Source organism: Microcoleus sp. Pol12B4, assembly GCF_036701385.1.
GTDB lineage: Bacteria > Cyanobacteriota > Cyanobacteriia > Cyanobacteriales > Microcoleaceae > Microcoleus.
Genome location: NZ_JAUBQR010000212.1, coordinates 1 through 11,714, shown reverse-complemented (window position 1 = coordinate 11,714; position 11,714 = coordinate 1). Strand labels below are relative to the sequence as shown.

The 11,714-nt window shown below is 45.7% G+C and carries 11 protein-coding genes; 4 read left to right on the top strand and 7 right to left on the bottom strand.

The features are described 5' to 3' along the window. Positions 1-283: 283 nt before the first annotated feature. From QUA38_RS23355 to glyA, 3 genes are all read right to left on the bottom strand, one after another. Entirely contained in the window at positions 284-1,537 is a 1,254-nt protein-coding gene (locus tag QUA38_RS23355) for a competence/damage-inducible protein A (protein WP_333166068.1), read from the bottom strand. A 166-nt stretch (positions 1,538-1,703) separates the two neighbouring features. Further along, complete coding sequence (locus tag QUA38_RS23350) at positions 1,704-2,759, bottom strand: MraY family glycosyltransferase (protein WP_333166065.1); 1,056 nt, start codon at positions 2,757-2,759, stop codon at positions 1,704-1,706. A gap of 453 nt (positions 2,760-3,212) precedes the next feature. Then, the gene (gene glyA, locus QUA38_RS23345; RefSeq protein WP_333060851.1) at positions 3,213-4,496 is read right to left on the bottom strand and encodes a serine hydroxymethyltransferase; all 1,284 of its coding nucleotides are present in this window, start codon (positions 4,494-4,496) and stop codon (positions 3,213-3,215) included. 168 nt (positions 4,497-4,664) lie between these two features. Between glyA and QUA38_RS23340 the strand changes: the two genes are divergently transcribed. Next, a complete protein-coding gene (locus QUA38_RS23340) occupies positions 4,665-4,862 on the top strand; it encodes a hypothetical protein (protein WP_006631916.1) in 198 nt (65 codons plus the stop codon). Between the two features lie 142 nt (positions 4,863-5,004). Beyond that, the gene (locus QUA38_RS23335; protein ID WP_333077581.1) at positions 5,005-5,478 is read left to right on the top strand and encodes a Tic20 family protein; all 474 of its coding nucleotides are present in this window, start codon (positions 5,005-5,007) and stop codon (positions 5,476-5,478) included. Positions 5,479-5,509: 31 nt separating this feature from the next. Here the strand turns inward: QUA38_RS23335 and QUA38_RS23330 are convergent, their stop codons facing one another. From QUA38_RS23330 to QUA38_RS23320, 3 genes are all read right to left on the bottom strand, one after another. Then, on the bottom strand, positions 5,510-6,289 hold the full coding sequence (locus QUA38_RS23330) for a fumarylacetoacetate hydrolase family protein (protein ID WP_333166062.1): 780 nt from the start codon (positions 6,287-6,289) through the stop codon (positions 5,510-5,512). A gap of 88 nt (positions 6,290-6,377) precedes the next feature. Next, the gene (locus QUA38_RS23325; protein ID WP_333166059.1) at positions 6,378-6,959 is read right to left on the bottom strand and encodes a 5-formyltetrahydrofolate cyclo-ligase; all 582 of its coding nucleotides are present in this window, start codon (positions 6,957-6,959) and stop codon (positions 6,378-6,380) included. Between the two features lie 199 nt (positions 6,960-7,158). After that, positions 7,159-8,232 carry an NB-ARC domain-containing protein gene (locus QUA38_RS23320; RefSeq protein WP_333166056.1) on the bottom strand — a complete coding sequence of 358 codons (1,074 nt, stop codon included), beginning with the start codon at positions 8,230-8,232 and terminating at the stop codon, positions 7,159-7,161. A 537-nt stretch (positions 8,233-8,769) separates the two neighbouring features. On the opposite strand from QUA38_RS23320, the gene QUA38_RS23315 reads away from it, so the two are divergent. After that, a complete protein-coding gene (locus QUA38_RS23315) occupies positions 8,770-10,299 on the top strand; it encodes a dynamin family protein (RefSeq protein WP_333166053.1) in 1,530 nt (509 codons plus the stop codon). A gap of 120 nt (positions 10,300-10,419) precedes the next feature. Beyond that, a complete protein-coding gene (locus QUA38_RS23310) occupies positions 10,420-11,019 on the top strand; it encodes a hypothetical protein (protein WP_333166050.1) in 600 nt (199 codons plus the stop codon). Positions 11,020-11,306: 287 nt separating this feature from the next. Here the strand turns inward: QUA38_RS23310 and QUA38_RS23305 are convergent. Further along, the coding region (locus tag QUA38_RS23305; RefSeq protein ID WP_333166048.1) for a thioredoxin domain-containing protein at positions 11,307-11,714 on the bottom strand (408 nt) is incomplete at its 5' end.

Here is an 11,714-nt window from a genome sequence, read left to right as displayed (position 1 = left end):
TTTTTTATAGTCTAGATTGCTAAACCGACGGCTAAATATCTGAAAATAAGCAAGCACGACTTTGAAACCAAAGGTCAAACTTGCTTTCTCGCTTGCTGGTTATTTTGAGCAATGGAGAGAGTCAGTATATTGGCCCATCAGTCCTATCTTATTATCATAACGAATCTTTACAGATAATCAAGAGGCCAGCGGAATATTGCCGAACTATCTCGAACTATAGAGTGTTAAATAAAGCTTAAGTTTACGGTTGACTGTTGACAATTAACCAATCGTGAGATTTTTTTTACGCTTTTACCAACAATAATTTACGCCGGAGTCGATCGAGCGCCGTACAGCTACTCAGATTCCGAATCCAATCGCGGCATCGGGCATCGCCAAAGCGGTATTCAAAACTTTCTGTCTCGCCGTCGCCCGCTAAACCGACATAAACCAGTCCGACAGGTTTAGCGCCTGTGCCACCTCCTGGCCCGGCGATGCCTGTAATGCTCAATCCCCAATTTGTATTGAGACTAGCGCGAACTCCTGCAGCCATCTGTTTGGCTACTTGGTGGCTGACTGCGCCAAATTCGGCTAAATCTTGCGGATTAACACCTAATAATCCTTCCTTAACCCGATTGTCGTAAGAAATAATCCCGCCTAAAAAGTAGCTCGAACTGCCGGGAACACCCGTCAGCATCGCCCCCAATCCACCTCCCGTGCAGGATTCAGCCACGCTAAGAGTTTGCCCCGCATCAAGCAACAATTGACCCACAGTAGAAGCGAGGGTATCGCTATCAGCACCGTAACAGTCCGAGCCGGCAATTTGTCGCAATTGTTGTTCGATCGGCTCAATCAAGTTTTTCGCAGCCACGGACGACTCCGCGCGGGCCGAAATCCGCAGTTTGACTTCGCCGTGATTGGCGTAGGGAGCCACAGTAGGATTAGTTAAATTCAGAAAACTCTCTACTTTTTCCGCCAATGCCGACTCAGCAATACCCCAAAATTTTAATGTGCGGCTGTAAATAGTTTCGCTGCACCAGCCGCCATTTTTCAGGTAAGGAACGGCGGTTTCTTGCCACATCAAGTGCATTTCCGCAGGTACGCCGGGAAATGTCATTACTGTCACGTCAGAAACCGGCTGCCAAATAATGCCCGGTGCAGAACCGCTGCGGTTCGGCAGAATGTCCGCAGTTTCTGGAATTAAAGCTTGTTTGCGGTTGCTGGGACTCATGGTGCGTCCCCGCTGAGCATATTTGTATTCGATATCTGCAATAATTTCCGGCTTTTCGATGAGGGGAACCCCAAAAAAATCGGCGATCGTTTCGACTGTCAGATCGTCTGGTGTGGGGCCCAGGCCTCCGGTCAAGAGCAAAAGCTGCGATCGACTGACGGCGATTTCTAACACTTGTTTGATACGTTCTGGATTGTCCCCCACCACTGTTTGATAGTAGTGAGGGATTCCCAGACTCGCTAATTCTTTGGCTAAGAACTGGGCATTGCTATTAAGAATATCGCCTAACAGCAATTCAGTGCCAACACAAATAATTTCAGCAACCATTCAATTTTAGATTTTAGATTTTGGATTTTAGATTGGGGAATTGGGCATTGGGAATTGGGCATTGGGCATTGGGAATTGGGCATTGGGCATTGGGAATTGGGCATTGGGCATTGGGAATTGGGCATTGGGCATTAGAAATTATTTTTCTTCCTTCTTCCTTCTTCCTTCACCTAGCGTGTCTCCAAACTTTCCAGCTAGCATATCCCAGCAAACTTGTTGCACCCATAGCGTAAATTACGCCGCTGGGAAGCGAAAAAGCTAGGGCTAAACTTCCCACCCACAGTGTCAGTGAGTAAATAAATAAAACCGCAAATCGATGGGATAGTCCGGCTTGTAGAAGTCGGTGGTGGAGGTGGCGCTTGTCAGCAATAAACGGTGACTTGCCGTTGCGAAGTCGATCGAGAATGACAGCCGACATATCTAAAATCGGTACAGCTAAAATTAAATAGGGCAGCAACACAGAAGTAACAGCCGTAGTTTTAACTAACCCAATTACTCCCACTCCAGCAAGAGTAAACCCGATAAAATAAGCCCCGCCATCTCCCATAAAGATTTGAGCCGGATTGAAGTTGTAGCGCAGAAATCCCAAGGCCCCGCCAGCTAAAGCCGCTGCAATCAGGGCCGCCGCCGGTTGGTGCATCGCCAGACTGACAATCAGCATTACAACTGCTGCAATCCCTGAAACTCCGGCCGCTAAACCGTCCAAACCGTCAATCCAGTTGATGGCATTCGCCATGCCGACGAGCCAAATCACGGTAATTGGCAAGCTCAGCCAGCCAATATCAGTCAGTCCCAAGGAGGGAACTGTCAGAAACTCAATTTGTACGCCTGCCATCCAAACGATGCTGGATACGCCAATTTGCATGAGCAAGCGTTTTAATGCCGAGAGCGAAAATAGGTCGTCTGCTAAACCGATGAGGAAGAATCCGATGCCGCCGAGGGTGACTCCCCAAATTTCGTATTCGTCTTTGGGATTGAGAACTTGTCCGTTAGCATCGATGAAGCCTCCTGAGAGCCAGACAAATAAGAGGGCAGTGATAGTGCCGAGAAAGATGGAAACTCCTCCCAAGCGCACCATAGGGCGCTTGTGGACTTTTCGCTCGCCTGGCCGATCGACTCGCCCGCTTTTGAGACCAATTTTTTTGACTATTGGTGTACTCCAGAGGACGACGATCGCAGAAACCAGGAAAGCGAGTATGTGGTACAGATACTGGTACGGCATCTGAAATCAATTTTAAATAGTGCGGGGCAATTAGGCTGTCAGGCAGAGTCTACTACATTTCAGATGGCTTATAACAAGGAAACATCTTGAAGAGTGACTGGGGGTTTGGGAGTCGGAGATTTGCCGCAATGGCAGTTGCCCTGGGGCGAATTGTCAGGTTGTTCATTCATAACTCTCGAATTAACGATTTGAAATATCGACTTTTTCGCGAGCAAAAAAGTCGATATTTGGCGAGCGGGCCCAGTTGAGCGGTATCTTTCGCAACCGACAAATACCGTTAGTCAAACCAGCCCCGCCCGACAAATATCTTTACTAAAACCGTATTGGCGATCGATATTTTTGGTGAAAACCGCTTGTCAATATCGCTACCGGCAACTCTCAATCTTTTCCTGCTCTTTTACCCTTTTACCCGTACACTTCCAACTACCAATTCCCCATTGCCGATCAGGAAAATTAAGCTAATGCCGGCACTTTCAAGTACAAGTGGGGATATAAGGGGAAGCGATCGCACAGTGCTGCGACTCGACGCAGGCAGTCGGCTGCGACGCTTTCATCATCTGGATTTAGGAGGCGATCGGCAATAATATTGCCAATCTCGGTAAATTCTGCTGTTCCCATTCCCCTGGTGGTCATCGCCGGCGAACCGAGTCTCAAACCGCTGGTGACAAAGGGCGATGCCGGATCGAAAGGCACGGTATTTTTATTAGCAGTAATATTCACACCGCTGACTAATTGGTCGGCTTGTTTGCCTGTCATGTTTACCGATCTCAAATCAACTAGCATTAAGTGATTGTCCGTGCCACCGGAAACGAGTTTTAAACCCCGCTGCTGCAACTGTGCAGCTAAAGCGCGCGCATTTTCAATTACTTGACCGGAATAAGTTTTAAATTCAGGCTTTAATGCTTCGCCGAAAGCTACTGCTTTGCCCGCAATGACGTGTTCTAAGGGCCCACCTTGAGTGCCGGGGAAAACTGCTTTGTCAAACTTTTTACCTAATTCCGGGTCATTGGTCATAATCAAGCCACCACGGGGGCCCCGCAGGGTTTTGTGAGTGGTGGTGGTGACTGCGTGACAGTGGGGGAGTGGGTTGGGGTGGTGTCCTGTGGCGACTAACCCGGCAATGTGGGCGATGTCGGCGAGCAGGTAGGCTCCGATTTCGTCGGCGATCGCTCTAAACTTCTCAAAGTCGATAATTCGCGAATATGCTGAATAGCCGCAAATGAGCAATTTCGGCCGGTTTTCTTTGGCCAGTGCCAAAATTTCGTCATAGTCAAGCTGTTCTGTTTCTTGGCTGACGCCGTAGTGAAAAGCTTTGAACCATTTGCCGGATACGTTGACCGGTGAACCGTGGGTCAAGTGGCCGCCGTGGGACAAATCCATGCCCATAATTCCGTCTCCGGGTTCGAGCAAGCTCAAAAATACTGCAAAGTTGGCTTGAGCGCCGGAGTGGGGCTGGACGTTGGCGTGAGCAGCTCCAAATAGCTGTTTGGCGCGATCGATCGCGATTTGCTCGATGCCGTCAATAAATTCGCAGCCGCCGTAGTACCGTTTCGCTGGCAGTCCTTCGGCGTATTTATTGGTCAGCACTGATCCTTGAGCTGCCATTACCGCTGCGGAGGTAAAGTTTTCGCTGGCGATGAGTTCTAGGTGGTCTCGCTGCCGCTGGAGCTCTTGCCCGATTAAATCGGCAATTAGCGGATCGGTTTTGGAAAGGAATTCTAAGTTAGTGTCCGTCACAATAATCAACCTCTTGACAGTTTTGGGATTGGGAATTGGGGATCTTATACCGTACTACGGATTTCGCACCATTGACATAAATATTACGTTGTGTTCAGGTTAAGCGGTTTGTCCCCAACTCCTGACATACAATGAAATTACTGGTGTGAAACCTGCCGGAGGTATCAAATGTTAGTCATTTTAATGGAAAATCAGATGCTTGCCCCTCAGTGTGTTTGCCAAAGTTGTTTGCTGGCAGATCGCACTGGGCAACCGCGCTGGAGTGGTGGAGAGCTTCGCTGTGGACATCCAGTTGCTAAACCTACGGAAAATTTGCCCGATCGGTACGAGTGTCAAATGGGCTTCGTCATTGCCAATATTAAATAAGAAAGCCTGCCCTTGGTAGTTGAGGCTGCTCCCCGCTGAGTAAAAAGCCAATTCCGGGCGAGTCGGAACACAAACCCTGCTGCTGCGTTATCCTGAGTTTAATGGAATTAATAGTTAATCGATCGACTCAGGAGAGTTCATTATGACTTGGCGCGGATCTACAACTGTTCCAGACCGGATTTTTGCTTCTTTGCCTTATTTGCTTCCGTTGGTTGACGGGCTTGCCTTTGGCAGGTTTCTGTTTACACAGTTTCCTGTCTTGCAACTGTTGTTGATACCGCTAGCTCCATTGATGCAAATTTATAGTTTGCCCTTTGCTAGCTTGATTATCTTCTTTGCTCTGTATTTAGGAGTAGTTAGAAACGAAAACATCAGTCACTTCATTCGTTTTAATGCGATGCAGGCGATTCTTTTAGACATTGTTTTGATGCTCTGTGGTCTGGTTTTGCCGATCTTTTCTAACGGCGTTCAAGTCGCATTTATTGCGGAAACTCTGTATAACATGGTGTTTTTGGGCGCTTTTGCTGCATTTGTCTATGCAGTCGTGCAGTCGCTTTTGGGACGCTATGCAGAGATTCCTCCGCTTTCGGATGCTGTTTATATGCAGGTTCGTTAGTTAGTTGACCGTTGTTGGTGATAATTACCAATTACCCATTACTAATAACTACTGTATTTTCAAGACTGCCGATGCCTTCAATTTCGATGCGGACTCGATCGCCTATTTGTAGCGGCCCTACTCCTTGCGGCGTTCCCGTCAGTATCACATCACCGGGAATTAGGGTCATAATTTGACTAATGTAGGAGACGAGAAAGTCTGGGGAAAATACCATGCGATCGATCGGGGATGACTGTACCGGTCGCTCGCTCTCATTGATAAAAGTCTGCAATTGTGCAGCAGGACTCAGTTCGCGGACAATCCAAGGCCCCAAGGGACAAAAAGTATCGAACCCTTTGGCCCTCGCCCACTGGTTGTCCCGCTTTTGCAAATCTCTGGCTGTTACGTCGTTGGCGATCGTATATCCCCAAATTTTGCTGTGTGCTTGTTCGGGAGTGCAGTTGGTACAATGTTCGCCAATTACCAGGGCTAATTCTCCCTCGTAGTCTACCCTTTCCGACTGCTGCGGATAACGAATCTCTGCACCTGCTGGGATGACGGCACTCGGAGGCTTGAAAAACAGCAGTGGTTCTTCCGGTACTGGGGTTCCCATCTCGGCGGCGTGATCGACATAATTTTTGCCTACGGCTACAATTTTTGAGGGAGAGCACGGGGCGAGAATTTGGTAAGTATCTGGTGAAAGTTCCAAATCGGTTGGTTGTCCTTTTAACCAGGGCGGTGCATCAAATACTTGAACGCTGTGGCCCAGTTGCAGTAAACCGTAGTGGATGTGTCCTTGTGTTGTTTTGACTCGAACGTAGCGCTGGGCCATAGTATTTGAGATTTTAGGTTTTAGATTCTAGATTCTAGATTAAGAGGATATAGGCATTATTGCGGAAAATTAATTTGTTTATGCCCGTTTAAGATTTTCGCTGTGCAATTTTGCAACCACTTTCTGTACAAATGCTCTGCAGCGGTTTATCCCAGCAGTCAACTGGTAGTTGGGCGACCAAGGCAAATTCAAAGATAATGCCGATCGTAACTTTTGATTCCCACTCAGCTAAACTGAGCATTCGATCGTAATAGCCGCCACCGTAGCCCAAGCGATAGCCGCGAACATCGCAGCCTACTGAGGGTACGAGTATTAAATCTACTTCTGAGTGGTGTATTTTAGGAGCATCCGGCAGGGGTTCGAGTATGCCATAAGCTCCAGTATGTAAAGCATCTCCGGGCTGCCAGATGTGCCAGGATAGCTCTTTGCCGACACAGCGGGGAAATCCCCATTTGCGGGAAGTTACAAATAGGGGACTTAAATCTGGTTCTTGGCGACAACTGAAATAGGCGAGGATTGTTTTTCCTGGGGTGAATAGGGGCGAGTTTTGCAGGCGGTTGCAGAGTCGATCGCTCTTTTGTCTCCATTCTTGTGCTGATAGGGATTTGCGGGTGTTGAGGAGCGATTTTCTTAATTCTGTTTTAGTTAATGAAGGTTCAGCAGTATTCATATTTGCGATCGAATCTCTCGTTTGACTTCCAGTCCGACAGGGGTTGAAAACCCCTGTCTCACAGCGAAAGTCCTCTAAAAGAGGACTACAATTAATTGCATTTTCATCACACTCTGCAGTCGGTTTTAACCGACTTTAGCTTTGAGGCGGGGGTTTCAACCCCTGCCGGACTGTCGGACTGTCGCACTGTCGGAAAGTATCAATCAACTGGATTGGATATTACATATTGTCTCACCACAGGACAAACGCTGAATAACGTTTCATTCTCCTGTTCTTCTATTTCAACTAACGATCGCCTCCCCAAAGATTGCAGCCCGTTGAATAACTCGGAGGGCGATAACTCAGCATCTTTTAGCAAATGCTCTATTGAAACTGAATTTGCTTCGTGGCAGAGGCGGCAGATGAGCTTTTTCTCTAATTCTGACAAACGATTTATCTGCGGGTGCAATGTTGCTGCCAATTCTTCCCCTAAGAATAGCATATCATATTTCAAAAATTCAGCCACCCTACCTCGGAATATTTCTTGAATGGTGGTGGCGACTATTTTCAACCACAATGGATTGCCTCGGTATGTGTTAATTAAGTTGTCCCATGTTTCGGGATTGAGTAAACTTTTTTGTCGGAAAATTTCGGCTGCTGCTGTACCTATGCCTTGGAGTTGTAAGCTAAGAACGGGTGAGTTTTCTCCTTTTAATACGGTAATTTCTCTGGGAGGTTCCCAACTGTTGAGGATTAAGCAACTATTGTGGGTTGTTTCTCCGATTTGTCTGAAGAGGATGCTGTAATTTTCGCATTCGGGGCGGTAATTTCCTGCTAATTGTCCGCTGCTGAGAATGGTTTGCACGTCGTCTAGGATAATGAGACAGCGGTTTTTTCGCAGAAATTCCATTAACAGGGAAAGTCGATCGGGTATGCTGCTAGGGAGTTCGATTTCGGATTTATTTAAGAGAAATTCTAGGAGATTTTTTAGGGTAGTTTCTAACGGTGGGGAGTGGCGGAGACTTCGCCAGATGACGTATTCAAATTTATGCTGAATTTTTTGTATTAGGTGGAGGGAAAGGGCGGTTTTGCCAATGCCGCTTATTCCTAATATGGCTGCAAGGTTGCACTTGTCTTGGACGATGGATTTTTCGAGGGTGGCGAGTTCGGATGTGCGATCGGACAATGATGAAATGTGAGGTGCGTCTGCTAAGTCTAGTCTGGTTTGGGGTTGGGAGGTGTCTGAGGTGGGGGTGGAGGGCGATCGGGTTTTTGGAATTTCTGAAGCTTGCAAACTATTATCACAGACATTTACATTACCAATCTGTAAAGAATTTTTTCCATAATTTGAAAAGTAGGCAAATTGCGACCTCTCCAATGCCGACCTAAAATTTAATTTATTGACATTTTCACCTAATACATCTGAGAGTAGTTGCCATAATTCCGATGCGACATTTCTGACATGACCTTCTGTGCAGTGAGATTCTTATGCAATTTTAGAGTATCTTTGACCTTTCCATACACCCAGCAGGATAGCTTTTTGCAGATCCTCCAAATGTTCTCCCGTCTTGGCGAAAACCATGTCATCGGCAAATCTCAAGACTTCTTGAACGTTCATTAGTCAGGTAGGCGTGAAAGTTTTGCCTATTTTATCATATTTTTTATGACATTTTCTGACCAAGATGACACAATCTGACGTTTTCTGACAGAGCGATCGTCTCAATTGCTGATAAAATTTTACATTTTATGACTCCGATAAATTCATAATTAGAAGATAATTATAAAAAACAAATAACTTCCTGTGGATTAAACTAGCGGGTAGCAGAATGCTATGAACATCAATTTTAGACGCTATCGGGAACAGAAAGGTATCAGTCAAGAATCAGTTGCCAGCGGGCTCGGCATTTCTGTAGATCAGGTTAAAAATTATGAGCAGTTCCCTGCACAAGTTCCGATGGGAATGGCAGTAAAATGGCTGCAAATATTAGGTGTTGACATTGCAACTGCCATGTCAGAGGAAATACCTCCACTCCCAGGAATTGAACCAGGCAGTCCCTACGCTGAACTTTATCGCCGGCTAAATTTACTTAATCAGTATATCGATGAAAATTCTTTTTTACCTTGGCTAGAATTGCCAACGGAACTACGTATACCTAACGATCTGCAAGAACAAATTAACCAGTATTATCAAAAACCAAATGTTGTCTTGACAGGAGCATTTGACTCTGGTAAATCCTATCTTGCTAATACTCTTTTAGGCCAAAAAGTATTGCCAACAGGCTATCAGCCTGCAACAAGAGTCATTACCATTGTTTGTCATGTGGAAAGTCGCCCCGAATGGTTTGATGGAAACGTGGGAATTATTGATGAGAAATTTTGGCAAGATGAAAACGGCAAGCTAAATTTTGACTTCCTATATTTAGAGAATCGGGAGCGTTGTCAGAAGCATTTTTTGCAATTCGGCTCCTTTGACCTGCTAGAAAAATATGGCGTACACCAATATGATGACTCTGACGATAGCAATGAGGGCGGACATACAGCTATAGTTTATGTAGATGCTCCTTTGCTAAAAGCGTGTAACCTGATTGACCTTCCCGGTTACTCTGATAAACAAGATGAAGTATCAAAGGATGTTGAGAAAGCTAATAGTGCCACCAAGATTGCTAATGTCTTGCTTTATGCTTCTCCTGCCAAGGGTCACATCAATGGTCAAGATATGGTGCGACTTCGGAATTTGCTGCGTTTGTTGCCGACCCCAGAGAATGAATGCAACGACTTTCCGACGCTAGGCAATTTCTTTATTGTGGCGACACACGCCGATCCGAGTATCCCTGACGATGAGCTTCCCAAAATTCTCAATAAAGCTTCAGCCAGACTGTATAAAGAACTTGATGAAACTGCTATAGAGTTTCGTCGGAAGCTAACAAAGCGGGATATTACCAAGGAAGATGTGCAAAAGCGTTTCTTCACTTTCTGGTCAGAAAAGCCGGATCGCTGTCAGCGTCTCTTTGATGATTTAACTCAACTCCTCTGCGAGACTCTTCCTAAACCAGTCATCTCTCGTATCGACCGCGAAATCAATGCGGTCAAAAAAGACAAAAAACAAGAATACGCTAACTCGATTGAGCAATATCAAACAACTGTTGCCAAAATAGAGGAGTATCGAAAAGAGCTTGACAAAGCCGAGAAAAATGAACCTGAACGTCAGCGAGAAATGCGGCAAAAACGCAGTCAAGTGAGCAAACAAATTAAGGAATTAGAGAAAGATACCCGCAAATCATTTCAGACCTATGCAGAAAAAAAGATCGATGTAGAGTTTATAGAACAAATGATTCGCCAGAGATACGACAAACAGAAATAGGCTCAAGAATACGCTCCCGGTTATTTAGTCGATCTGCTGCAAAGTCATTTAGAAAATCGGATTAGTGTCAATTCTGAAAAACTCAAGGCTGAGATTGACGCTTTTCTAGAAAAATACCCAGTGCCTAAACTTCCCAACAAAGATGGAATAGTAGTATCTATTCCCTTCGATACAAAAGGAGCTTTTCTTGGTGGGATAGCAGGTTTAGGTACTTATGGTGCCTTAGCCGCTTGGGCAGCAGGCCTTGGCAATCTTGGCAGCTATATCTTAGTAGCGAAATTAGTCAGTCTTTTGTCAGCACTTGGTATTAGTATCGGTGGTGGCACGGCAACAGTAATTTCTTTCGTAGCTGCGATTGGTGGCCCAATAGTTCTAGGGATTGGTTTGGCTGCTGGACTGGCTTCTTTAGTATGGAATTTATTTGGGGAAGCTTGGCAGAAGCGGTTAGCAAAAGAAATTCACCAACAATTCAAAAAACAGGGTGTTGTTGATAAATTCTTAGGAGGAATCGACCAGTATTGGCAAGAGACAGCCACAGCCTTTGATAAAGGTGCCGACGCAGTTGAAGCAAAATGCAAACAGTATCTCAAGCATCTGCACGAAATTACTTCAACTGATACCCAGTCAAAAGAACGAATTGAACAGATTATCATAAATCTGGAGAAACTCAGGGTTTTTTTCGCCAACATTCCTTGGGATACCCAGGGAGAATGTTTGTAAAAAAAACCAGCGGTTCTCGTGGCAAACCACCCAAACCCAATAAAACGGCGTAGTGAGTTTTAACTAGGCGATCGCCCTTTTTTAATCACATCCCCAAGTGCGCTCGCCCTTCCTTAACTGAGGTGCGATCAATCTCATTTGGCGTTGCTTAATCAGGGTATGAAAAAAATCAGTTAAAAATCCCCAAGCTTTGTCGATATTGGTTTCTATGACTGGCATATTTAGCCTTTCATACCGTAAATCAGCAACGCCTCTTATTCCTACTGACTACTGACTAATGACTTCATTTACTGTACTTGAGAGCCGTGGGCGCGGGGGTCGGAGCTACTTGTTTTCACAGGCCCTGTGGGGGGAGTAAAATTAGAAACTTGACCCCCAGCTTGGACGTTTGGCAGAGGTTTTCCTGCAATTAAAGCTTCTAAGTTAGCTTCCATAATACTGCGCGGCATTTCACCCATCGTTTCAGCAACGGCGCTGCCTTTATCGTTCAAATAGACAAAGTGCGGAATGCCATCTACTCGATATTTGGTGATTTCTGGCAGCCATTTGTCATTATCTACATTCAGCATCACAAAATTCAGCGGTTCGGCGTATTTCTGTTTTATTTCGCTCAGATCGTTAGCCATTGCCTGACAGCTACCGCACCAATTAGCATAAAATTCCATGAGTGTCGGTTTGCCATTTACCAAAGCTGT